The following is a 22,070-nucleotide window of genomic DNA, read 5'->3' as shown; positions in this document are numbered from 1 at the left end:
AAAACGAAAGGCGTCCCGATGTGCACGCACCACCTGCTCATCCACCCCGACGAGGTCGAGCGCTTCGACCGCGGAGGAGGCGTCGCCACCCTCCCCTACGTCGGCAAGTGGAACTCCGAGAAGTCCCTCATCACCACCGGCCAGACCGTCTTCCAGCCCGGCACCGGCCTGCCCCTGCACAGCCACAACGTCGAGGAGTCGGTGCTGATCCTCGAAGGCGAGGCGACGGCGGAGATCGACGGTGAGTTCTTCGACCTGGAGCCCGGTGAGGCGACCTGGGTCCCGGCCGGCGTCCCGCACCGCTTCCTCAACCGGGGCGAGGGCGTCATGCGGATCTACTGGGTGTACGGCGGCCGGGACGTCACCCGCACCATCACCGCCACCGGCGAGACCTTCGCGCACCTCTCCGAACACGACAAGGGAGGGGCGCCCACCGTGTGAGGCGCGCCAGGTGGGTACCAGACCCCGGAGAAAGCTGGTATGCAACCTTCCGGCATATCCATAGGTCTTACCCCACATCATCGCCATACGGCCAAGGGGGAATCATGCGACGAATCGGAGCGGCAGTGGCGGCACTCGTCCTCGCGGGCACCGGGCTGGGGGTCGCGGCGAGCACCGCGAGCGCCGTGCCGACGGCCGCGGCACGGGCCGCGGCCTGCCCGACGGGCTGGGGCAGCGGCGCCAAGGGCGGTGCCACCGCCGGTGCCGTACCGCTGAAGGACATCAGGACGGGCCGCCACGACTGCTTCGACCGCATGGTCGTCGACGTCCCCGGTGGTGGCAGCCACATCGGCTACTACGTCCGCTACGTCGACCGGCTGTACCAGGACCCGTCCGGCGAGTACATCCCGGTCAGCGGCGGGGCGGTGCTCGACGTCCGTGTCGGGGCGCCGAGTTACGCCCCGGAGAGCGGCGCGCCGACGTACTCGGGGAAGGTGGGCCGCCCCCTGCCCGGTGTGAACGTCTCCGGGTACAGCACCTTCCGGGACACCCGGTTCGCCGGCAGCTTCGAGGGCGAGACGCAGATCGGTCTCGGTGTCCGCGCCCGGCTGCCGTTCCGGGTGGTCCAGCTGGACGACCGCCTGGTGATCGACGTGGCCCACAGCTGGACGGGCAGCCGCTGATCCTGACACCCAGGCCAGGGCCTGTCGTCTGGATCACGCCCGGGCCGCGGGGCCCGGCCCGGTCAGTTGGGCCGACAGGTCGTCCACCTCGGACGCGTAGAGCTGCGCGGGGTCGAAGCCCATGCCGGTGAAGTGGCCCGCCAGCTCCAGGGACAGCAGGCCGTGCAGCCGGGTCCAGAAGGTCAGGGCCCGGCGGAGGGCCGCGGGCGGGGGCGGAGTGGTCGGCCGCCCACTGCCGGTGGCCCTCGACGTGCGCGTCGAACGCCGCCGCACTCGTCGCCGCACTCGCCGCCGGACCTTCACGGTCCGCCAGGTCCAGCGCGGCACGTGCGTCCTGTGGAGCGGCCCGGCGATCGGCGAGGGACTGCGGACCGACAACGGCGTCCACCTGTGGCGCTTCACCGAGGTCAAGGGCGGCGTACGCGTCCACACCGGGGAGACCTGGACCGGCGACCAGGTCGAAGCGGACGTCCCCACCGCCACCGCGGCACTCGGCGCGGGCCTCGAAGCATGGCTGAACGACCTCAGGATGACCGCCGAGGCCCGCGCCTGAACCGGGGGCGGGGACGAGGAGCGGGAGGGAGTCGCTCGGCGCCTCGGCGCTTCGGCGCTTCGGCGCTTCCGCGCTTCCGCGCTTCGGCGCCTGGTGTAGCGGGCTACACCACGGCTGGGGAGTGCACGCCCTCGTGGCGCCGGGCCGATGGCGGAATCGTTGATCCCGCAAGGTCAACGGCTCCCCGCAGGGGAAGCCAAGAGCCCCCGGAACACGTTCCGAAACACGAAGGAAGACCCATGAAGGCGCTGCTCTCCTCCCGTCCCGTCCTGTGGTTCCTGTTCCTGTTCAACCTCGTTGTCGCCGCGGTCGCACCCTTCGCCGTCGACGGCACGCAGGGCCTCGTGACCGCCGCGGGCATGGGGGCCGTCTCGCTCGGCGCGGGCGCCGGACTTCTCCGCGGTCACGGGCAAGGCGCCTGACCTCGCCCTCTCCCTGAACGAAACGGCCCCGGACACCTTCCGGGTCATCCGGAACTGCGGTTCCCGCCCGCCGCGGCCAATGCTTGAGGCGGGGGCTTCGGAACGAGCCGGGCTCAGGAGGTCGGGATGGGACGTCTCAGCGGACAGGTGGCGATCGTCACCGGTGCGGCCGGCGGGATCGGCGCCGCGGTGGCACGCCTCCTGGCGGCCGAGGGCGCCGCCGTCGCGGTCACCGACATCCTCGACGCCGAGGCGGCGGACCTGGCCGCGGAGCTCGGTGACCGGGCCCGCTCCCTGCACCTGGACGTCAGCAGCGAGGACGGCTGGCGGGCGGCGGTGGACGAGACGGAGCGGGAACTGGGTCCGGTCTCGGTGCTCGTCAACAACGCCGGGATCATGGAGTGGGGCACGATGGAGGAACAGAGCCTCGCGTCGTTCCGCCGGGTCATCGACGTCGACCTCCAGGGCCCGTGGCTGGGCATGCGCGCGGTCGCGCCCTCGTTGCGGCGGGCCGGCGGAGGCGTGATCGTGAACATCTCGTCCCTCGCCGGGCTGACCGCCTACGCCGGCATCGGATCGTACGTGGCCGGCAAGTGGGGGCTGCGTGGGCTGACGAAGGTCGCGGCGCTGGAGCTGGCCTCCGACCGGATCCGCGTCTGCTCCGTCCACCCCGGAGCGATCCGTACGCCGCTGACGGCCGGCTTCGACGACTCGTACACCGCCGGGCAGCCCGTTCCCCGGTTCGGTGAGCCCGAGGAGGTCGCCCGCATGGTGCTCTTCATCGTCGCCGACGCCACGTTCTCGACGGGCAGCGAGTTCGTGCTGGACGGCGGTGTTCTCGCCGGCCCGCTGCCCATGGTGCTGACGCCCGACGAATGACGGACGGACCGGCTGGCGAACGGGGCGCCGGTGCCTGCGTCGAGCGGATGTGCGGGAAGGCTGGGATGCTGAGGGAGAAAGCGCGCCCATGATCCGACCTTGAGGGACGGTGGTGGTGAGCGCCGTGGCCGAGACCGACGACAAGACCTCGGAACCAAGCGTTCCGGATGGTGCGGCTGGTGCCGCTGTTCCCGATGATGCCGCCATCCCCGCTGTTACGGCCGTTACGGCTGTTCCGACCGCCCCGACCGCCCCGACCGCCCCGTACGCCGACCCCCTGGGCGATCCGTTTCTGCGTACCCGGTTCGCCCTTCCGACGAGGCCCGGCACGTTTCTTCGGCGCCAGCGGCTCCTCCGGCATCTCGACCGGGCCCTGCGGACGCCCCTGACGCTGGTCAACGGGTCGGCCGGCGCGGGCAAGACCCTGCTGGCCGCCGACTGGGCCGCGGGCCTGAAGGAGCCGGTCGCCTGGCTCACCGTCGAGGCGGGGGACCGGCGTCCCGGGGTGTTCTGGGCCTACGTCCTGCAGGCCCTGCGCTCCGGCGGAGTGCCGGTGTCCTACGAGGTCGGGTTCCCGGCGGACCCCAGCCGGGTGGACCGCGGGCTGCTGACGGCGCTCGCGGCCGAGCTGAGCGGTCGTGACGAACCCGTGGTCGTGGTGCTCGACGAGTACGACCGCGTGCCCGCGCCGGAGATCGCGGAACAGCTGGAGTTCGTGCTGCACCACGCCGGGCAGGGCATGCGCCTGGTCCTCGTCACCCGTACCGAACCCCTGCTGCCGCTGCACCGCTACCGTGCGGCCGGCGAGCTGACCGAGGTCCGCGCCGCGGAGCTGGCCTTCACCCCGGAGGAGACCGTCGCGCTGCTGGAGCTGCACGGTCTGACCCTTCCGGTGCCCGCCGCGCGCACCCTGGTGGACCGCACCCGGGGCTGGGCCGCCGGTCTGCGGCTGTGCGCCCTGGCCGCGCGGGAGAGCGCCGACCCGGAGCTCTATCTGAAGGAGTTCGAGGCGGGCCGGAGCGCGGTCGCGGACTTCCTGCTGGCCGAGGTGCTCAAGCGACAGCCGGAGGAGACACAGGACCTCCTGCTGCGCGTCAGCGTCCTGGAGCGCTTCTGCCCCGAACTGGCGAACGCGCTGACCGGGCGGACCGACGCCGAACCCCTGCTCCTCGGGCTGCACCGCGCGAACGCGTTCGTGGAGGACCTCGGGCACTCCTGGTACCGGCTCCACCCGCTGTTCGGGGAGATACTCCGGGCCCATCTGCGCGTACGTCTGCCCGGCCTTGAGCCGGAGCTGCACCGGCGGGCCGCGCGGTGGCTGCGGTCCACGGGATCGCTGCCGGAGACCCTCGCCCACGGTGCCGCCGCCGGCGACTGGGGGTTCACCGCCGGCGCCCTCGTCGACGACCTGGCGATCGGGCAGCTCTTCACCGGTCTGCGCTCCGACGACCTGGACCAGCTGTTCTCCCGGATGGGTCCCGAGGCGGCGAGCCCCGCGGCGGACCTCGTCCGGGCGGCCCGCGACCTGTCCCGGTACGACCTCGACCACGGTCTCGCCCACCTGCACCGCGCGGAAGAGTCCCTGAACGCCGGGGTGCCCGACGCGTTCGACGTGTCCGACACGTCGGGCCTGGCGGCCGCCCGGCTGAGCTGTGCGCTGCTCCAGGCGCTGGCCGCTCGGCTGACCGGATCCCCCGGACGGGCCGAGAAGGCCGCCAGGGCCGCCGACGAGCTGCGCCATGACGTCCCCGCGCACCTCCTGGACCGCCATCCCGAACTCACCGCGCTCCTGCTGACGCACCTGGGCTCCACCCGCCTGTGGGCGGGAAGCTTCGAGGAGGCGCGAGCCGCCCTGTCCCTGGTGACCGGCGCTCCCGGTAACGCCTCCACCGTCCTGCCCAGGGAGGAGGCGATGGGGCTCCTGGCGCTCATCGACTATCTGAACGGCTGGCTCGGCAGGGCGGAGCGCAAGGCCCTGGCGGCGGTGTCCGAGGAGGAGCGGTTCAGCCTGCCCCAGCCGTGCGGCTGCGGCATCGGGCGGCTGGTCCTCGCCGCCGTGGCCGTCGACCGCGACGAACTGGGCCGGGCCCAGGAGCTCCTCGACGAGACGGAGCAGCTCCGCCGCGCGACACGGGACCCGGTCACGGCGGCGGGCCGGGCCCTCGCCACGGCTCGTCTCCTCCTCGTGAGGGGCCACGCACGCGCCGCCGTCGAGGCGGCGGACCCGGCCGTCTCCGCCGCCGTGGCCTCACCCTGGGCGACGAGCCACGAGGCGCTGGTCGCCTCCGCCGCCCAACTGGCCGAAGGACGGCCGCAGAGGGCGGCCGAGGCACTCCAGGGTGTGTCCGGCGACCAGCCCGCGTGTGCCGTGGAGGCCGCGCGGATACAGCTGGCCACGGGTCATCCGGGGGAGGCGATCGACCTGCTGGACGGCATCCGCAGCGGTGGCCGGTCCGGCCCCGCGGTGACCGTCCGGGCGGCGCTGGTGCGGGCCCGGGCCGCGGAGGAGGCGGGAGACACCGCCACGGCGCGCAGACTCGTCGCGCAGGCGCTTCTGGACGCCCGGCGCGAGCGGCTGCGGCGCCCTTTCCTCGACGCCCGGCCGTGGATCAGGCCGCTGCTGTCCACGGCACCGCTCCAGGAGCTGGCCACGGGCTGGCTCACCTCCGGTCCGGCCCCGCGGGGCGGGCCGGCCCGGCCCGAGGCGCCGCAGACCTCACCGCTCGTCGCGGCGGAGCTGAGCGCGCGGGAGCGCGACGTTCTGGAGCGGCTGGCCCGGATGATGTCGACGGAGGAGATCGCCGCCGACCTCTACGTGTCGGTGAACACGGTGAAGACCCACCTCAAGAGCGTCTACCGCAAACTGGCGGTGAACCGGCGCAACGACGCGGTGCGCCGCGCGCGTGACCTCCGACTGCTGTGACCGCACGTGACCTCCGGCTGCTGTGACCGCACGGCGGGCGGGTGCTGTGACCGCACGGCGGGCGGGTGCCTGGCATCCGGTCCCGGCATCCGGTCCCGTTGTCCACAGCTGTGGAAGTTCCCGACGTCTCGTGGCCGCGGCCTCTCGACCAGGACGGGTCACCTCCCCCGGGTGAGGTCCCGCAGCGGGCCGTGGCGGACGATCGTAGGAGAGGACGATCGCAGGAAAGGACACGTCCGCCCACCGCCTGTCTCCAGCCGCCCGCGGGAGCAGCTCATGCGCTACGAGATCCGCGTCGACGGACATCTGTCGGAAACCCTGGCCGAGGCCTTCCCGGAGCTCGGCCACGTGGTCATGGCCGGTCAGACCGTCCTGTTCGGCCCGGTCGTCGACGACGCGCAGCTGTACGGGCTGCTGGCGCGCTGCCAGTCGCTGGGCCTGCGCATCCTTGAGATGCGGCAGCTGCCGGAGTGACGGGGGCGGCAGCTGCCGTACTCGAGAACTCTCCGCCTCGGCTCAGAGGCTCTCCGCCTTGACCCGCCCCGACCGGACCGCCGCCCCCAGCGCCTTGAAGTCCCGCTCGTTCTGGTCGGCGTAGGACTGGGCGAACTCGGTGAGCGCGTGGTCGAAGCGCTCGCTGCCGCCCAGGTAGGAGGCGATGGCGACGGCGTCGCCGGAGCGGGCGTGGGCCCGCGCCAGGGACGCCCCGCACAGCCGGCCGAAGAGGGAGAGCAGGGGCGGGTCCATGGTGTCCGGCCGTGCGATGCCCTTCCAGTCCCGCAGCTGGCGGACGTAGAAGTCGCGGTCCTGTCCGTCGAGGCCCACGGCGTGCGTCCAGCCGAGGAAGATGTCGCTGGTCGTCTGGATCAGGCGCTGTCCGGACACCACCCGGCGGCCCTGGTTGTCCCAGCGGTCGCCGCCCGTGTGGGCGGACAGCACCGACTCCTGGGCCTCCTTGGCCTGCAGCAGCAGGGGGTCGTCGTCGTCCCTGCCGAGCATGAGGATGATCCAGCAGCGCGTGCCGACGCTGCCGACGCCCACCACCTTCCGGGCCATGTCCACCAGACGGAAGTGGCGGAGCAGGTACCGGCGTTCGGAGGGCAGGGTTCGCACGTATCCCTCCAGAACCGTCTGCAGTTCCTTCTCCTGCCAGTCCTCGGCGGGGTCCAGCAGGTCCGCGAGCGGAACGATCAGCGGCGGGTCCGGTGCGATGCGCCGGCCCTCCACCGTGACGCGGGTGAGTTTCTCGAAGGCCTGGAGGTGGGTGCGCGTGCGGGCCTGCTTCGAGGCCTTGGCGGCGCGGTGCTCGGCCTCGGAGCTGACCGACGAGGCCATCAGTTCCCGCATGCGGTCGATGTCGTCCTGGGCGTACCAGACGTCCAGGGTGTGCATGCCGGCGAAGTCCCGCATGCGCTCCCGGTAGGCCCTCACACACGTCCGTACGGCGTCGTTCTGTTCCTTGGTGCCGAAGCCGTTCTCCCGGGCGGCCGTCACGAAGCTCGCCGCCAGTCGTTTGACGTCCCACTCGAACGGGCCGGGCAGGGTCTCGTCGAAGTCGTTGATGTCGAAGACCAGATGGCGCTCGGGCGAGGCGAGCAGCCGGAAGTTCAGCAGATGGGCGTCGCCGCATAGCTGCACCTGCAAGCCGGTGTTCGGGACGGGGCCCAGGTCCGCGGCCATGATCGCGGCCGCTCCGCGGTAGAAGCGGAACGGCGATTCGAGCATGCGGCCGTAGCGGACCGGCACCAACTCCGGTACGCGATCGGCCGACTGACGCTCGATCACGTCGACGGGGTCGGGTCGCTGCTGGTCCGCCTCGAACCATCCGTGGCTCGAACGCGGAGCGCGTGTGCGTGCCTGTTTGCCGTACGCCGCCCGCTCGGACGGCGATAGGGAGGAGGTGAAATCGCTCGGTACGGTCATGACTCGGCCTCCTGGTCCGGTGTCGTCGTGTCGGTTCCGGCCCCCGTCCCCCCGGGCTTCCCTGGTTCGGCCGGCTTCCCTGGTTCGGCCGGCTTCCCTGGTTCGGCCGGCTCCCCCGCTTCGGCCGGCTCCCCCGGCTTCGTCGGCTGCTCGGGGCCCTGGCGGCGCAGCCCCGCCTCGACCGCGCTCGCCAGCACCCGTGCGGCGACGCCGACGAGCAGCAGGCCTCCGGTCATCTGCAGCATCACCATCACGCGCCCCGTCTGGGAGCGTGCGGTGATGTCGCCGAAGCCGACGGTGCTGAAGACGGTCAGCGTGAAGTACAGGGCGTCCGTCCTGTTCAACGGCTCGGTGAACGAGCCCGGCGTGGTGCTCTCCAGCACGTAGTAGGAGCCGGCGAACAGGACCAGGAACAGCACCAGGGTGGCGGCCAGGGCCTCGACGGCCTTCAGCCGCGGGTGGGGCGAGCGCGCGATGACCCGTATCTCCCACGCGAACACCAGCACGACCGCCAGCAGGCCGCACGCGAGCAGCGTCGCCGCGCCGACGGAGCCCTGCTCGTTCAGAGGCAGCAGGTAGTAGGCGGTGACGAGACCGGCGGCGATGAACACCGCGCGGGCGATGCTCGCGCCCGCCGCCCGCCGGCGGGAGCGAAGCCGCCCGTCCCGCCGGTGCGTGTCCGGTCCGGACCCGGCGGGGCCCGGACCGGCGGTCCTGGAATCGCTCATCTCACGTGCCTCCCGTTCCCACCTCACCGCCGGAGCGGTGCGGACGGATCACCCGCCGTGGGTGACCCGGAGCCGCGCGGCGGGCGCGACGCTGAACCTGCCCGCACACCGCCCCGCACCGCTCGATCGTGCGAGGACGAGCCGTGCGCAAGGAGGAGTCATGACCATGCCGCATGGTCCGGCACCACCCACCGGACCGGAGCACAGGCCCGACGCGACGGCCACGGGCACCCCGGGTGACCCCGCGGACGTACTGGCCCGACTCGGCCGTTCCTGGACCTGGATCCTGGGCTCGGCCGTCGCGACGCTGGTGCCGGGCGTCCTGGTGCTGGTCTGGCCGGACGAGACCCTGCACGTCCTGGCGGTCCTCTTCGGCCTGTACCTGCTGGTGACCGGGGCGTTCCGTTTCGTGGCCGTCTTCGCCCGGGAGGGCCACGGCGAACGGCTCCCGGGGTTGCTCCTGGCCGTGCTGTACGTCCTGGGCGGGGTGCTGTGCCTGCGAAACCCGCTGCAGACCATCGCCGCGCTGTCACTGATCGTCGGGATCGTCTGGCTCGTGTCCGGCGTCCTCACCCTGTACGCGGCCATCGGCGCCAAGGACCTGCCGCACCGCGGTGTCGTCCTGGGCGCCGCGGTCCTCGGCATCGTCGCGGGGATCGTGGTCCTCGCCACGCCCATGGAGTCGGCCCTCGCCCTGACCCGGCTGCTCGGCCTGTGGCTCGTCCTGCTCGGCCTGACCGAGGCGGTCATCGCCTTCTCGTGGCGGGCCGCGCTCCACAGGGCGAACACGGCCGACGACGGCCCGGGGGCGCGCACCACGGGCCCGTACGACCCCGGCCCGACAGCCTGACACCGCGTCCCCGGCGGCGTACTCGACGAGGGGAGCCCCCCATGAACCCGGCCCCGGTCCCGGACCCGGACTCGGCCCCGGACCCGTCCCAGGCCTCGCCGGACCCCGGCAAAGCCCCACCCCCCGGCAAATCCCCTCCCCCCGGCCACGCCCTGAGCGACGCGGAGCGCGAGGAGTACGAGCGGCTGCGCCGGGCCTCGACGGTGCGTCACCGGCGGCTGCGCCAGGTCGGCGCCTCGATCCTCCTGCTGCTGGCCCTGCTGCTGGCCCCCCTGGCCGTCGTCGCGGCCTGGATCGACAACACGGTCTCCGACACCGACAACTACGTGGAGACCGTCGCGCCGCTGGCGTCCGAGCCGGCGGTACAGAACGTCGTGATCGACCGGCTCACCAACCGCGTCGTGAAGAACATCGACGTCAAGGCGGTGACGGACGCGCTCACCAAGTCCCTCCAGAACGCCGGGGCGCCACCCCGTGTCGTGGCGGGGGCCGACGCCCTCACCGGTCCGCTGCAGTCCGCGGTCCGGAGCGTCGTCGACCGGGTGGTCACCCGTGTGGTCACCAGCGACGCCTTCAAGACGGTGTGGGTGGACGCCAACCGGCAGGCGCACGCCGCCGTGCTGAACGTGCTCACCGGTGAGAACAGCGGCGTCGTACAGGCCAAGGGCGACACCATCCAGTTGAACGTCGGACAGCTCGTCGACGTGGTGAAGCAGCGCCTCGTCGACGCGGGCTTCGCCAAGGCCGCCGACATCCCGGCCCCCGACCGGACGATCACGCTGTTCGAGACGAAGAAGCTGAGCACGGCGCAGGACACGCTGCGGGTGCTGGACGTCGTCGGGGTGTGGCTGCCCATCGTGACCATCGTGCTCGCCGCCCTCGCCGTGTGGACCGCTCCTGGGCACCGGGTCATGCTGATGATCACCGCTACGGGCGTCGGCGTGATGATGGTGCTGCTGCTCGTCGCGCTGGCCGTCGCCAGACGGGTCTACCTGGACTCGGTGCCGTCCTCGGCGCTGCCTCCCGACGCGGCCTCGGCGATCTACGACACGGTGGTCCGTTTCCTGCGCGACAGCACGCGCACCCTCCTGGTCGTCGCCGTGATCACAGGCCTGGCCGCGTACATGTTCGGTCCCGGACGGGTCGCCCGCGCCGTCCGGCACACCGCGGACCGGGGCACGACGGCCGCCGGAGACGCGTTGGGCCGCGCCGGGATGCGGACCGGCCGGGCGGGCCGCTGGCTGGCCGCCCACCAGAAGTGGACCACCGGGGGCGTGATCGCGGCGGGAGCCCTGGCGCTGCTGCTGTGGAACGCGCCCACGGTCGCCGTGGTGGCGATCGTCCTCGGCATCGTCCTGGCCGTACTGATCGTCCTGGCGATCCTCGCGGCAGCCGCGGGCCCGCCCTCGGCCGCCCCAGCCGCCCCGGCCGCCGGCCCGGAGGCAGGGGCGGCCACGTGAGCCGCCGGCCCCGCCCCGGGCGAGCCGCACGATCACCCGTGCCGGGTGAGGCCGCCGAGCCCTCGCCGCGGGCACGCTGAAGACGGCACAGAAGGGCTGCCGGGCGAGCGCCCGAGCACCCGGGACGGAGGACGGAACATGAACGCGACGACGTACCTGGCGTACGACTTTCCGCTGGCGAGCGCGTTCTTGACGATGCTCTGGTTCTTCCTGTGGATCCTGTGGATCATCCTGCTCTTCCGCGTCGTCGTCGACATCTTCCGGGACGACGAGATGGGCGGCTGGGCGAAGGCGGGATGGCTGGTGTTCTGCATCGTCCTGCCCTTCCTGGGCGTCTTCGTCTACGTGATCGCCCGCGGCAAGGACATGGGCCGCCGGGAGAAGGCCCAGGCACGCGCACAGCAGGAGGCCTTCGACAGCTACATCCGGGACACCGCGGGCACCAAGGGCACGGCGAGCAGTGTCGACGAACTCGCCCGGCTGTCGGAGATCCGCGCCCGCGGTGACATCACGGACGAGGAGTACCGCAGGGCGAAGGAAATGGTCCTGACCGGCCACGGCACGGCCGCGCACTCCGGTGCCGCCCCCGGTGCCGCCGGCTCCACCCCCACCTCCGGTCGCTGAGCATGCCGGACGACACGAAACGAGGAACCACGATGGCAGCGACACACACCCGGCAACCCACCACGAGGCAGAACTGGGCGAGCGGCCTGACCGTCTTCGCGGCCGTGATGCTCATGATCGGCGGCGTGCTCGCCATCTTCCGGGGGATCATGGGCATCGCCAAGGACGACGTCTTCGTCGCGACACCCGAGTACGTCTTCCGGTTCGACACGACCGGCTGGGGCTGGCTCCACCTCGCGCTCGGCATCGTCGCCGTGCTCGTCAGCTTCGGGCTGCTCCAGAACGCGATGTGGGCGCGCATCGTCGGTGTGGGCATCGCGGCGTTCATCCTCATCGCCAACTTCCTCTCCCTGCCGTACTACCCGGTCTGGTCGGTCGTGATGATCGCGATCACGGGCTTCGTCATCTGGGCGCTGTGCGTGGGCCGGCGCGACGACGCCTCCGCCAGATACGAGTCCGACCGGTACGAACGCACACCGCACCACGTGTGAGGCAGCCCAGGTGGACGTACATGACGTACACGGAGGGAACGGGAACGGACCAGGTGAGGGAGGGCCCGGGACGGCGCGGCAGGGCAGCGCCGGCCGGGCCCGCCTCGCCGTGCTCGCCCTGGCGGGCAGCATCGTGGTGCCGCTCGTCGTCGCGGGTCTGCGGAGCGTGCTGTGGGCGCTGGCCGGCGTCGCCGCGTTGGCGCTCGCCGCCGTCGGGATGTGGTGGGTCCTGGCGCACAGGGGTGTGGTCCGGGTCCTCGGGGCGGTCCTGTCGGTGGCCGCGCCGGCGGCCGTGCTCGCCCTGTACGCCGCGTACGACATGCTGTGGGCGGCCTGCGTGTCCCTCGCCCTGTGGGTGGTGGCCGTGACGTCGGCGCGTACGGCCCTGGCACCCGGGCGCGCCCCCGAACGGGCCGTGACCGAGACGCCCCGTCACCCCTGGATCCTCATGAACCCGCGCTCGGGCGGCGGCAAGGTGGGCCGCTTCCACCTGGTGGACAAGGCCCGCGCCGCCGGTGCCCGCGTGGAGCTGCTGGAGGGACACGCACACCAGGACGTCGCCGAACTCGCCCGGCGGGCCATCTCCGAGGGAGCCGACCTCCTGGCGGTGGCTGGCGGTGACGGCACCCAGGCGCTCGTGGCCGAGGTCGCGGCCCACCACGGCCTGCCCTTCGCCGTGATCCCCGCCGGTACCCGCAACCACTTCGCCCTCGATCTCGGCCTCGACCGCGACGATCCGGCGGCGGCCCTGGAGGCCCTGTCCGACGGTGTCGAACTCCGCGTCGACCTCGGGTACGTCGCGGACCGGGTCTTCGTGAACAACGCCTCCTTCGGCACGTACGCGTCCGTGGTCGCCGACCCCGCGTACCGCGACGCAAAGGCGCAGACGATCCTGCGGACCCTGCCCGGCCTCCTCACCGGCGGGGAGGCGACCGGACTGCGGATGCGGGCCGGGCCGACGCGGGCCGAGGGGCTCCAGGCACTGCTCGTCAGCAACGACCCCTACGGGCGCGCCGTCGACGCCACTCGTCCGGGCCGCAGGGAACGGCTGGATACGGGGCTGCTCGGCGTGATCGGCGTACGGGTCGCCGGAGCCGCTCAGGCCGCCCGCCTGGTGCGCGGCCCCGGCTCCGGCCCCGACTCCGGTTCCGGCTCCGGCTCCGGCTCCGGCTCCGGCGTCGAGGGGCTCATCCGGGTGAACGCCCGGGAAGTCGTCGTCGAGGCGGACGCGGACACCCTCCCGGTTGGCATCGACGGAGAACACGTCGTGCTGCCCGCGCCCGTGGTGTGCCGCAGCGCGCCCGGAGCCCTCCGCGTCCGTGTACCGCGCCATCGCCCCGGCGTCCCGCGCGGCAGCGGGACGACGCCCGACTGGCCGCGCGTGGCGCGGCTGGCCGTGGGACACCCCCGCTGAGACCACTGGCTGAGACCGCTGAGACCGGGCGGGCGCGTGTCAGGGGCGCTGCCGCCCCCACCCGTCGCGCCCGTCCGTACGGGAGGGCTGCCATCGCGGGCCGGGGTGGAGGGTCTCGTCCGGGGCCAGGCGCGACAGTGCCTGCGTCAGACGCACGCAGACCTCCTCCCGTCCCGCGCTGGTGCGTACCGCCCCGCCGCCCGCAGGTGCACCGGCACCGGCAGCTCAGCGGCGAGGACCGCATCTGGTCGTCGCCCGACGCCGAGCGCCCGCACGGCTGCCTGGCGGAGCCAGGGAATGCGAACAACTGCCCCATAGATCACCTGTTGTGGTGAGTGCCGCGTGAACGGCGGTTGTGTGTGCGGAAGTCGTACTACGGTCCGATGTCGTGAAGCTGGTCGTGCAGGTGAAGCTGCTGCCGACGCCCGAGCAGGCGTCGGCACTGGAGGCGACCCTGCGCGCCTGCAACCGGGCCGCCACCTACGCCTCACAGGTTGCCTTCGCCAAGCACCTCAAAGACCGCAATGGTCTGCAGAAGGAGGTGTACACGGACCTGAAAGCCACGTTCGGGCTGTCCGCGCAGCCTGCGGTGCGGGCGGTGAAGAAGGTCGTCGACGCCTACGCCACCCTGAAAGCCAACCTGCAGGCAGGAAACCTGGGCCCGCCCACCTCCAAGCGGCACCGCAGGGCGGTCGGCTCACCGATCACCTTCCGCCCGCAGGCGGCCCAGCCATTCGACGACCGCTGCCTGTCGTGGCAGTACGACGCGCGCACCGTCTCCGTCTGGACCGTCGACGGGCGGATGAAGGGCATCCGCTTCGCCTGCTCCCCCGACCAGCTCAAGACCCTCGTGACCTACCGCAAGGGCGAGAGCGATCTGGTGCAGCGCGGCGGGAAGTGGTTCTTGATCGCCACCTGCGAGATCCCCGACCCGGAGGTGTACGAGCCTGCCGACTGGATCGGGGTCGACCGGGGCATCGTGAACCTGGCCACCACCTCCGACGGCACCAACCACCAGGGCCGCCGCCTGTCCCGCTACCGGCGCTGGCAGGCCCGCAAACGCGCCGAACTCCAGGCCAAGCAGACCCGCTCGGCCACCCGCCGCGCACAGAAGGAACGCCGCCATGCCACCCATGTGAACCATCGGATCAGCAAGGAGATCGTGTCCGTTGCCCAACGCACCGGTCGCGGCATCGCCGTCGAGCAACTCGGCGGGATCCGCGAGCGGGTACGGCTACGCGGCGACCAGCGGGGCACACTCTCCTCCTGGCCCTTCCACCAACTCGGACACCACCTCGCCTACAAAGCTCGCAAGGCCGGAGTGCCGTTCCTGGAAGTGGACGCGGCTTACACCTCGCAGCGCTGTCCGCGCTGCGGGCACACCGAGCGGGCCAACCGGCCCGACCGGGACCATTTCCGTTGTCGTCTGTGCGGGCTCGCTGGCCCCGCCGACGTCGTCGCCGGGGTCAACGTGCGCGACCGCGCACGCTCGGCGTGGGCATTCGTCACCATGCCCGTCCCACACCCGGCCTGACCGGAGAGGGAGATGCGACCCGTGACCGTCCTGCCGTAGGGGGCAGTCGGGAGCGCGACGAGGTGTGAACGACCGAGCCAACAAGCTCGGCCGTTCACGGCCGAGAAGGTGACGTTACCAAGGAAGACCCGGGCGGAAACCCGGGTCCTCGTCGGCCGAGAGCCTTGCCGACCGGGCCGAGAGCCGGACCGGGTGAGTCGTGGCGCGTGGGTCAGCGCACGACCACGGCGGCCGTAGTGGCCGAGCCGTTCGTCCAGCCGTAGCGGTGGGCGGTGACCTTCACCGTGATCTTCTGTCCCCGGTCGGCCCCCACCGGGACGTACGTGGACTTGGTGGCGCCGCTGATGGACGTGCCGTTGCGCTTCCAGACGTACGTGTACGAGGTGGCGGACGGCGACCAGGTGCCGTGGTTCGCGGTCAGCCGGTAGCCGACCTTGGCGGTGCCGCTGATGGTGGGGGCCGTGGTCGCCTTCAGCGCCGGGCCGACGGCCACCGTGACACCGCTCGACGTCGAGGTGACCGAGCCGGCGTTGTTGCTGACGACGGCCCGGCAGGACACCTTGTGGGCGTAGTCGGAGGACGTCAGCGTGCGCGACTTGCCCGTGGCTCCGGAGATGACCGTGCCGTCGCGCAGCCAGGACCAGGCGACGACGGCGCGGTAGCCGCTCCACGACGCGATGCAGGCGACCGTGGAACCGGTGCGCGCCGTCCCGCTGACGTAGGCCTTGGAGGTGATCTTCGGCTTGGTCAGCAGGGTCTGCGACTGGGTCCACAGCTGGGAGGTGTAGGAGCCGGGGGACGCGTACACCGCCTCGCGCCACACGACCGTGGCCCGACCGTCGGGGCCCGCGGCCACCTTGCCGGACAGGGCGTCCGTGTTGGGAACGGCGGCGACGGGAGCGGAGTTGAGGGCGGTCGCCGTGCTCCACTTGCCGTCGGCGCGGACCGCCCACTGGAGGTAGTGGTCGTCGCCGTTGTCGATGCTCGGCGTCTGCGGCCACACCACCTGCACGGTTCCGTCGGCGCCGATGGAGGCGGACACCTGGTGGTCGACGTAGCCGGTGGACAGCGTCCTCGGGAGGGACCACGTGCCCGTGCTCGCGGTGCGGACGACGGCCCGTACGACCGGTTCGCCCGCGGCGCTGCTCCAGCTCTCCCACACGTAGGTGAGGTCGCCGTTCGGGGCGGTCAGGGGCCCGCTGTCGTCGCCGCCTCCGTTGAACGACGCGGCCACGGCGGTCTGGGCGGCACCCCAGGCCCCGGAGGGGGAGGTCCTGGTGGCCGACTTCAGGTCGCCGCTGCCCGCGCTCCACAGGACGGTGGTGGCGTCCTTGGCGTCCATCGTCACCTGCGCGTCGCCGGACGTGGCGTCGGTGCCGGGCAGTACGGCGGCGCTGCTCCAGTCCCCGCCCGCCGAGGCACGGGTGGTGGTGGTGACGGCGAGGTCGCTGCTGAACTCGTCGTGCACGGTCCAGACGGCGGTGGCCGCCCCGTCGGGGGCCACGGCGACCGAGAGGTCCCAGACGTCGCCGCCGGCGACGGAGGCCAGGGGCTCGGGCGTGGACCAGGAGTCGGCGCCGGGGGCGCGGGTCGCGGTCATCACCTGGTACGTCATCAGTCCGTCGCCCTGGGTCCACACCGCGGTGAGGGTGCCGTCGGCCGCGGCCGCCACGCGGGGCAGGGACAGGTACGACCCGTCGTACGCCGCGAGCGGGGCCGGGGACGACCAACTGCCCTGGGCCGGGTCCCAGGTGGCGGCGACGTCGGCCAGGGTGCCGTCCGTGCTGCTGCCGTCCTGCCAGGTCACCACGGCGTGCCCGTCGGCCGTCACCGCCAGGTCGGCTCCGGTGGACTGTCCACGACCGGTGACCAGGGTGTGGGGCGCACCCCAGGTGTCCCCTCCCGCCGGCTTGACGGCGACCTCGAAGTCCCAGCTGCCGGCTCCCGCCGCCTTGTCGCTCCACAGGGCGAAGGCGGTGCCGTCACCGGCCGTCCTGACGTCGATCAGGTTCTGCTGTCCGTCGGCGCCGGTCAGGGTGGTGGCGGTGCTCCAGGGACCCGCCGACACCGTGTACCCGGCGGCGCTCGCGGGAAGGGCGGCGCCCAGGGTGGCCGCGGCCACCGCCGTCGCCACCGCGGTGAGCGCCATGGCGGCGGCTCCCGGTCTCCGTGTCCTCAGTGCCACGACGGCTCCTGTCTGCGGAGGGCGCGCGGAGCGCGCCCCATGGTGCGGTGAACCTCGACGTGGGGGGAGAGGAGGACCGGCACCGGTCCGGCGCCGTCATCGTGCAGACAGTACCTGGCCTGGGCAAACAGTGATCGTCCGGACGGTCTGGAGAGAGTCTGGAGATGGTCTGGAGTGGGTCTAGGGAAGATCAAACTTTGCTTGTGCCGTCCACGACGGGTCGCGACCCGCCAGGCCCAGCGCGCGGTCGAACAGCGGCGCGGTGGGCGGCACCTCGACCTCGGGGCCGTACACCTTGTACTGCCTGGCCATGTCGGCCCGGCCCGCGACGTCCTCGTACAGCGCCGCCGCGAGTGCGTCGTCCACGCGCAGCCGCTGCCCCGTGGCCACCGCCAGGTCCCAGCCGTGCAGGAGCCATTCCCCGAGCACGATCCCGCCGATGAAGGGGGCGGGCAGCGTTCCGCCGCCGGTCAGGGACGTCTCGCCCGACCATGCCCGCGGATCGCTCCAGGCCTCGGCGGTCGCCGACGAGGCGGCGGCGTACGCCTCGGCCCAGCCCGGCTCCGTGGTGAGGTCACGGTCTTCGGCCGCCGGGTCCGGCTGCGGCCGCTGCGGCGGCTGCTTGAGCGCGGCGGCGTGCGCCAACGCGCCGGTCCAGTGGAACAGGTGGTTCACCAGGGCCCCGACCGTCATCTCCGGGCACGGGGTGGGCCGGTCGAGGTTCCCCGGCCCGACACCGCGCACGACCTCCACGGCCGCGTCCGAGGCCCTGGCCATCGCGGTTCTGAGCTCCATGCCGTCCATGTGGTTCCTTCCTCGGGTTCCGTGAGGCCACGGTAGGCAGGGAAGCAACAACGCGCCTTGAAGAAACGCGTCCCGAACCGTGTCCCGCACCTTTCAGCCCGGTCGGCACCCACCAGCCCGTCCGGCGTTTGAGGACGAGGCCCTTCAGGCCGACAGCGGGGGTCCGGAGGGAGCCCCACCCCTCACCCTCGGCGTGCCGCCCGCGGCCAAGGCCGCCCGGCGAGGCGCTCGATGTCGGTGTTGAACCGCTCCAGGTCGGCGACGAACCGCCGCAGCCGCTCCGCGGGCCAGTCGGTGAGAACCTCGGCCAGCTTGGAGGCGGTCTCCTCCCGCTGCGCGGCCAGCCGCTTCGCGCCCTTCTCGGTGATACGGAGCTTCCGGGCCACCCCGCCGTCCGGGTCGAGCATCCGCTCCACGAGCCCGTCGCGCAGGAGGGGCGCGGTCTGGCGGGTGAACGTGGACGGGGCGAGCCCGAAGGCCTCGACGAAGTCGGGGATGGACATGGGTCCCTGGACTTCGAGGCGGCTGAGCAGGACGTAGGCGCTCCGGTCCAGGGCGTCGGCATCGCGGGGCCCTCGGGGGGCCGCCAGTTCGCGGTGCCGCATCAGGATCAGCAGTTCCCGCTCGATGTGCTCGCCCGCCTCCCTGGCCTCCACGCCGTTCTCCTTCATCTCCTTCGTCTTCCGGTGGCCACACCCTACGTCGGCCTGCACGATGCGCGAGACGTGCAGAACGCACCGGTGTTGCATCATGCACAGCGCGAGTAGGGTGCAGTGCCAGCGAGGTCTCCTCCATCGCCCACCCCAGCGATCCCCACAAGGAGATGTCAGATGAGCCCGAACGACCCGGCCCTCCGCCTGCCCCTTCCCACCGACGGGCCACTGGAGGCACCGGCCGCATGGCAGCGGTTACGGCGGACGTGCCCGGTGGCCACCGTCGAACTCCCCAGCGGGGACGAGGCGGCGTACCTGACCCGCTACGACGACATCAAGGCCCTCCTGTCCGACCCGCGCTTCGTCCGCCCGACCGCCGAGGACGGCGCCGCCAGGATCGCCCCCGAGGGCGCGGGCGGTCCCGTCGCCAACGGTGACTCCTCGCTGGCCCTCGCCAACCGGGGTGAGGAGCACCTGCGGTGGCGGCGCCACGTCGGCAAGTACCTCACCGCCAAACGCGTGACCGCGCTGCGCCCCGGCATGACGGCCATCGCGGAGTCCCTCGTCGACGACCTGGTCGCACAGGGACAGCCCGGCGACCTCAAGGCGACGGTCGGCTTCCCGCTGCCGGTCTACGTGATCTGCGACCTGCTGGGCGCGCCCGCCGAGGACCGGGACCGCTTCTCCTACTGGTCCGACGCGTTCCTGAACGTCGGCCGCTACTCGGCCGAGGAGGCGAAGGCGTCGTACACCGACTTCGCGCGCTACATGTCCGAGCTCATCGCGGCCAAGCGCGCCGAACCCGGCGACGACCTGCTGAGCAACCTGATCAGGGACAGCGCGGAGGAGGACGAGGGCCTGTCCGACGAGTTGCTGCTGAACACGGGGATGGGGCTGCTGGTCGCCGGGCACGAGACCACCGCGAACATGATCGGCAAGATGGTCTCGATGCTGCTGGCCGACCGCACCCGTTGGGAGAGCCTGCTGGCCGACCCCTCCCTGGTGCGCACGGCGGTCGACGAGGCCCTGCGTTTCGACGCCAACTTCGGCTTCGGCGTGCGTCGTTACCTGGGGGAGGACGTGGAGGTGGGCGGCGAACTGCTGCCGGCCGGCACCACCGTCGTCTGCAGTCTGTCCTCCGCCAACCGCGACGAGCAGGTCTTCGCCGACCCGCAGGAGATGGACCTCACCCGCACCCCGAACCCCCACATGATCTTCGGCGCCGGACCGCACGCCTGTCTCGGCCAGTCCCTGGCCCGCACCGAACTCCAGGTCGTCCTCGAAACCCTGCTCCGCAGGCTGCCGACCCTCCGACTGGCCGTGCCCGTCGAGGAGTTGCAGCGTGTCGAGGGCCTCCTCGTCGGCGGCCTGCGTACGGTGCCCGTGCGATGGTGACCAAAGGGACGAATGGGAGGACGACCATGAAGGTCGGCGTGGACGAGGACAAGTGCTGCGGTGCCGGGCAGTGCGCACTGCTCGCGCCGGAGGTGTTCGACCAGCGGGAGGACGACGGCATCGTCCTCCTCCTCGACCCCGAACCCGCCCCGGACCGGCACGCCACCGTCCGGGAGGCGGCGGCGATGTGCCCCGCGGGCGCCATCACGCTCGACGACACTCCATGACCAGCCGTCATCGCCGACTGCCGTCGGGCCGTCAGGACCGGCGCTCCAGGACCAGGTAGCCCAGGCGGGCGCGCGTGATCACGTACCGGGCCCGGGGGTGGAGCCCGCGGGCGGTGGCCAGGGGGTCGGGATACCGGCCGCCGGTGTTGTCGAGGGCGATGTAGTCGGGCGTGATCCCGCGCGTGTTGCCGAACCAGAAGACGCGGCATCGGGAGGTGAGGCGGCTGATGGGACCGAGGTTGACCTCCACGGTCGCGCCGTCCGGGATGGTGGCCAGCATCTTCTCGGCGGTGGTGACGCGCTCGGGTGTGCGGTAGGCGGCCGGCTCGGTCAGCACGTGCAGGGGGAGGCTGGTGGTGAGCGCGAGGGCGGCCGCGGCGACGGCTGCGGGCAGCTGGCGCGCGTACGAGCGCAGCCAGGGGCGCGGGCTGCGGCGGACGGCGCTGAGGGCGTCGGCCAGGGCGAGGAACACGACCGGCATCAGCACCGCGCTGTAGTGCCAGTCCGTGCCCCAGTAGTGGTCCTCGGAGGAGAGGAAGCGCCAGCCGAGCGTGGGGAGCGCGACGAGGAACAGCGGTGAGCGCACGGCCAGGAGCCCACTGGTGGGGATCAGCAGCCAGGCCAGGGTCCCGAGCTTGGTCCCCGTGCCGTCGAAGAGGGCGAAGCCGCCGTCGACCTTGGTCCAGTAGTCGTAGTCGCCGGACGTGTTGAAGGCCGGGATGACGACGGTGAGCGTGACCAGGGTGGCGGCGACTCCGAGGGCGGCCACGGCCAGGGCGTACGGGACGGTGCGCGGGGAGGTGGGGCGGGCGCGGACGGCGACCACGACGGCGATGGCCGCCAGCGTCAGCCCGAGGTCCTCCTTGACCAGGACCAGCGGCAGGGCCCACAGCAGGGCCCGGCGCCAGTTCCGGTACAGCAGGGCCTCCAGCGCGAAGGCGATCAGCGCCACGGCGAAGCAGATCTCGTGGAAGTCGACCTCGACGGCGCGCTGGAGGCCCCAGGACAGGCCGTAGGCGATACCGAGGGCGAGTCCGCGGCGTCGGCTCAGGAGCGCGGCGGCCGCCCGCGTGACCGGCACGGCGGACAGCGCGAACAGCGCGGCCTGGGCCAGGAGCAGGGTGACCGGGGAGGGGAAGAGCCGGTAGAGGGGGGCGAGGAGAGCGGTGACCGGGCTGAAGTGGTCGCCCAGGACGTTGGTCCCGGGGCCCTTGAGGTCGACGACCGGCGCCTGGAGATGGGCGTACGCCCGCACGGCCTGCTCGAAGATGCCGAGGTCCCAGGAGCGGCTGGCCATGTACCGGTAGCGGGCGACGGAGAGCGTCGCGTACGCGACGAAGAGGACGGCCGCGAGGAGGTACGGGTCACGGCGGCCGGAGGACTCCCGGTGGCCGGACGGGTGGGGGCGCCGGTCACGCAGGGGGAGCGTGACCGGCGCCGGTATGAGCGCCTTGGCCGATATGACCGGTACGAGAGGCGCGGGCGCCGTCTGCTCCGGTGCCGGTGACACCGGGGCGTCCGGGCCGCCGGGCGGGGGCGTGGCCACGGGATGTCCTTACGAGCCGGACGGGACGAGCCCGTATGCCGGCTCCCCCGCGGTGTCCGGTGACGCCGTCGGCTCCGCCGCCTGTCTCTCGAACTTCTCGACCGTCATGAGGCTCCCCGGGATGACCATGTTCCACGACCTGTACGCCCGGGACGACGGAACGGTTGCACGGTGCCGGGATTATTGCCGAGCGGCGACGTATCTCAGGCGGTGGGGTCATCCCCGGGACCCGCCCGCGTCGGCCTAGTGACCTGGTTCGGAGATGCGTGAGCAGTAACGGCAGATTCGGTCGAGGATCTGGTCGGCCGTCTTGGCCCACTTGAAGGGCCTGGCCT

The 22,070-nt window shown here is 72.5% G+C and carries 22 protein-coding genes and 1 pseudogene; 15 read left to right on the top strand and 8 right to left on the bottom strand.

The window, feature by feature from the left end:
• Nucleotides 1-18 precede the first annotated feature (18 nt).
• Nucleotides 19-441, top strand: coding sequence for a cupin domain-containing protein (locus AB0959_RS50490; protein WP_366833751.1), 423 nt, complete (start codon nt 19-21; stop codon nt 439-441).
• A gap of 104 nt (nt 442-545) precedes the next feature.
• Nucleotides 546-1,124 carry a hypothetical protein gene (locus AB0959_RS50485; RefSeq protein WP_366833750.1) on the top strand — a complete coding sequence of 193 codons (579 nt, stop codon included), beginning with the start codon at nt 546-548 and terminating at the stop codon, nt 1,122-1,124.
• A gap of 33 nt (nt 1,125-1,157) precedes the next feature.
• Here AB0959_RS50485 and AB0959_RS50480 read toward each other — a convergent pair whose 3' ends face one another.
• Complete coding sequence (locus AB0959_RS50480; RefSeq protein WP_366833749.1) at nt 1,158-1,397, bottom strand: TetR-like C-terminal domain-containing protein; 240 nt, start codon at nt 1,395-1,397, stop codon at nt 1,158-1,160.
• A 22-nt stretch (nt 1,398-1,419) separates the two neighbouring features.
• Here AB0959_RS50480 and AB0959_RS50475 point away from each other — a divergent pair.
• From AB0959_RS50475 to AB0959_RS50460, 4 genes and pseudogenes are all read left to right on the top strand, one after another.
• Nucleotides 1,420-1,677, top strand: a pseudogene (locus AB0959_RS50475) (hypothetical protein); the annotation flags it as partial.
• 239 nt (nt 1,678-1,916) lie between these two features.
• Nucleotides 1,917-2,099 (top strand): hypothetical protein, encoded by a 183-nt coding sequence (locus tag AB0959_RS50470; RefSeq protein ID WP_366833748.1) that lies wholly within the window; start codon nt 1,917-1,919, stop codon nt 2,097-2,099.
• 126 nt (nt 2,100-2,225) lie between these two features.
• Nucleotides 2,226-2,978 carry an SDR family oxidoreductase gene (locus AB0959_RS50465; RefSeq protein WP_366833747.1) on the top strand — a complete coding sequence of 251 codons (753 nt, stop codon included), beginning with the start codon at nt 2,226-2,228 and terminating at the stop codon, nt 2,976-2,978.
• Between the two features lie 277 nt (nt 2,979-3,255).
• Nucleotides 3,256-5,901, top strand: a complete 2,646-nt coding sequence (locus tag AB0959_RS50460) for a LuxR C-terminal-related transcriptional regulator (protein WP_366833763.1) — start codon at nt 3,256-3,258, stop codon at nt 5,899-5,901.
• A gap of 158 nt (nt 5,902-6,059) precedes the next feature.
• Here AB0959_RS50460 and AB0959_RS50455 read toward each other — a convergent pair whose 3' ends face one another.
• The gene (locus AB0959_RS50455) at nt 6,060-6,179 is read right to left on the bottom strand and encodes a lasso RiPP family leader peptide-containing protein (protein WP_366833746.1); all 120 of its coding nucleotides are present in this window, start codon (nt 6,177-6,179) and stop codon (nt 6,060-6,062) included.
• Between AB0959_RS50455 and AB0959_RS50450 the strand changes: the two genes are divergently transcribed.
• The gene (locus AB0959_RS50450; protein ID WP_366833745.1) at nt 6,178-6,375 is read left to right on the top strand and encodes a hypothetical protein; all 198 of its coding nucleotides are present in this window, start codon (nt 6,178-6,180) and stop codon (nt 6,373-6,375) included. The two genes, AB0959_RS50455 and AB0959_RS50450, sit on opposite strands and share 2 nt — an antisense overlap.
• Nucleotides 6,376-6,417: 42 nt before the next feature.
• Here the strand turns inward: AB0959_RS50450 and AB0959_RS50445 are convergent, their stop codons facing one another.
• Entirely contained in the window at nt 6,418-7,824 is a 1,407-nt protein-coding gene (locus AB0959_RS50445; protein ID WP_366833744.1) for a DUF2252 domain-containing protein, read from the bottom strand.
• Nucleotides 7,821-8,552, bottom strand: coding sequence for a potassium channel family protein (locus AB0959_RS50440; protein ID WP_366833743.1), 732 nt, complete (start codon nt 8,550-8,552; stop codon nt 7,821-7,823). Before AB0959_RS50440 ends, AB0959_RS50445 begins: the two co-directional genes overlap by 4 nt.
• Before the next feature lie 160 nt (nt 8,553-8,712).
• Here AB0959_RS50440 and AB0959_RS50435 point away from each other — a divergent pair, with 160 nt between their 5' ends.
• From AB0959_RS50435 to AB0959_RS50410, 6 genes are all read left to right on the top strand, one after another.
• Nucleotides 8,713-9,402 (top strand): HdeD family acid-resistance protein, encoded by a 690-nt coding sequence (locus AB0959_RS50435; protein WP_366833742.1) that lies wholly within the window; start codon nt 8,713-8,715, stop codon nt 9,400-9,402.
• A 41-nt stretch (nt 9,403-9,443) separates the two neighbouring features.
• Nucleotides 9,444-10,862 (top strand): hypothetical protein, encoded by a 1,419-nt coding sequence (locus tag AB0959_RS50430; protein ID WP_366833741.1) that lies wholly within the window; start codon nt 9,444-9,446, stop codon nt 10,860-10,862.
• 138 nt (nt 10,863-11,000) lie between these two features.
• Nucleotides 11,001-11,486 carry an SHOCT domain-containing protein gene (locus AB0959_RS50425; RefSeq protein ID WP_366833740.1) on the top strand — a complete coding sequence of 162 codons (486 nt, stop codon included), beginning with the start codon at nt 11,001-11,003 and terminating at the stop codon, nt 11,484-11,486.
• 32 nt (nt 11,487-11,518) lie between these two features.
• Nucleotides 11,519-11,977, top strand: coding sequence for a hypothetical protein (locus AB0959_RS50420; protein ID WP_366833739.1), 459 nt, complete (start codon nt 11,519-11,521; stop codon nt 11,975-11,977).
• A 109-nt stretch (nt 11,978-12,086) separates the two neighbouring features.
• Complete coding sequence (locus AB0959_RS50415; protein ID WP_366833762.1) at nt 12,087-13,391, top strand: diacylglycerol kinase family protein; 1,305 nt, start codon at nt 12,087-12,089, stop codon at nt 13,389-13,391.
• Between the two features lie 388 nt (nt 13,392-13,779).
• On the top strand, nt 13,780-14,925 hold the full coding sequence (locus AB0959_RS50410) for a transposase (protein ID WP_366833738.1): 1,146 nt from the start codon (nt 13,780-13,782) through the stop codon (nt 14,923-14,925).
• Between the two features lie 211 nt (nt 14,926-15,136).
• On the opposite strand, the gene AB0959_RS50405 is transcribed toward AB0959_RS50410, so the two are convergent.
• The 3 genes from AB0959_RS50405 to AB0959_RS50395 form a co-directional block, all read right to left on the bottom strand.
• Nucleotides 15,137-17,110 carry a hypothetical protein gene (locus tag AB0959_RS50405; RefSeq protein WP_366833737.1) on the bottom strand — a complete coding sequence of 658 codons (1,974 nt, stop codon included), beginning with the start codon at nt 17,108-17,110 and terminating at the stop codon, nt 15,137-15,139.
• Between the two features lie 180 nt (nt 17,111-17,290).
• A complete protein-coding gene (locus AB0959_RS50400) occupies nt 17,291-17,905 on the bottom strand; it encodes a TIGR03086 family metal-binding protein (RefSeq protein ID WP_366833736.1) in 615 nt (204 codons plus the stop codon).
• 191 nt (nt 17,906-18,096) lie between these two features.
• Complete coding sequence (locus AB0959_RS50395; RefSeq protein WP_366833761.1) at nt 18,097-18,570, bottom strand: MarR family transcriptional regulator; 474 nt, start codon at nt 18,568-18,570, stop codon at nt 18,097-18,099.
• A 174-nt stretch (nt 18,571-18,744) separates the two neighbouring features.
• Between AB0959_RS50395 and AB0959_RS50390 the strand changes: the two genes are divergently transcribed.
• Together AB0959_RS50390 and AB0959_RS50385 are read left to right on the top strand one after the other, a co-directional pair.
• The gene (locus AB0959_RS50390; protein ID WP_366833735.1) at nt 18,745-19,962 is read left to right on the top strand and encodes a cytochrome P450; all 1,218 of its coding nucleotides are present in this window, start codon (nt 18,745-18,747) and stop codon (nt 19,960-19,962) included.
• Nucleotides 19,963-19,988: 26 nt separating this feature from the next.
• Nucleotides 19,989-20,189: a ferredoxin gene (locus AB0959_RS50385; protein WP_366833734.1), complete on the top strand. Its 201-nt coding sequence runs from the start codon at nt 19,989-19,991 to the stop codon at nt 20,187-20,189.
• A gap of 31 nt (nt 20,190-20,220) precedes the next feature.
• On the opposite strand, the gene AB0959_RS50380 is transcribed toward AB0959_RS50385, so the two are convergent.
• Complete coding sequence (locus tag AB0959_RS50380; RefSeq protein WP_366833760.1) at nt 20,221-21,609, bottom strand: DUF2079 domain-containing protein; 1,389 nt, start codon at nt 21,607-21,609, stop codon at nt 20,221-20,223.
• Nucleotides 21,610-22,070 lie beyond the last annotated feature (461 nt).

Origin of the sequence: Streptomyces sp. NPDC046862 (assembly GCF_040704615.1) — a bacterium.
Taxonomy (GTDB): Bacteria; Actinomycetota; Actinomycetes; order Streptomycetales; family Streptomycetaceae; genus Streptomyces.
This window is presented reverse-complemented; position numbering and strand designations above follow the sequence as displayed.

Excerpts from the sequence above, each read along its gene's own strand:
- AB0959_RS50490 (WP_366833751.1), top strand. The coding sequence starts at position 19 with ATGTGCACGCACCACCTGCTCATCCACCCCGACGAGGTCGAGCGCTTC.
- AB0959_RS50485 (WP_366833750.1), top strand. The coding sequence starts at position 546 with ATGCGACGAATCGGAGCGGCAGTGGCGGCACTCGTCCTCGCGGGCACC.
- AB0959_RS50470 (WP_366833748.1), top strand. The coding sequence starts at position 1,917 with ATGAAGGCGCTGCTCTCCTCCCGTCCCGTCCTGTGGTTCCTGTTCCTG.
- AB0959_RS50465 (WP_366833747.1), top strand. The coding sequence starts at position 2,226 with ATGGGACGTCTCAGCGGACAGGTGGCGATCGTCACCGGTGCGGCCGGC.
- AB0959_RS50450 (WP_366833745.1), top strand. The coding sequence starts at position 6,178 with ATGCGCTACGAGATCCGCGTCGACGGACATCTGTCGGAAACCCTGGCC.
- AB0959_RS50455 (WP_366833746.1), bottom strand. The coding sequence starts at position 6,179 with ATGAGCTGCTCCCGCGGGCGGCTGGAGACAGGCGGTGGGCGGACGTGT.
- AB0959_RS50445 (WP_366833744.1), bottom strand. The coding sequence starts at position 7,824 with ATGACCGTACCGAGCGATTTCACCTCCTCCCTATCGCCGTCCGAGCGG.
- AB0959_RS50440 (WP_366833743.1), bottom strand. The coding sequence starts at position 8,552 with ATGAGCGATTCCAGGACCGCCGGTCCGGGCCCCGCCGGGTCCGGACCG.
- AB0959_RS50435 (WP_366833742.1), top strand. The coding sequence starts at position 8,713 with ATGACCATGCCGCATGGTCCGGCACCACCCACCGGACCGGAGCACAGG.
- AB0959_RS50430 (WP_366833741.1), top strand. The coding sequence starts at position 9,444 with ATGAACCCGGCCCCGGTCCCGGACCCGGACTCGGCCCCGGACCCGTCC.
- AB0959_RS50425 (WP_366833740.1), top strand. The coding sequence starts at position 11,001 with ATGAACGCGACGACGTACCTGGCGTACGACTTTCCGCTGGCGAGCGCG.
- AB0959_RS50420 (WP_366833739.1), top strand. The coding sequence starts at position 11,519 with ATGGCAGCGACACACACCCGGCAACCCACCACGAGGCAGAACTGGGCG.
- AB0959_RS50400 (WP_366833736.1), bottom strand. The coding sequence starts at position 17,905 with ATGGAGCTCAGAACCGCGATGGCCAGGGCCTCGGACGCGGCCGTGGAG.
- AB0959_RS50390 (WP_366833735.1), top strand. The coding sequence starts at position 18,745 with ATGAGCCCGAACGACCCGGCCCTCCGCCTGCCCCTTCCCACCGACGGG.
- AB0959_RS50385 (WP_366833734.1), top strand. The coding sequence starts at position 19,989 with ATGAAGGTCGGCGTGGACGAGGACAAGTGCTGCGGTGCCGGGCAGTGC.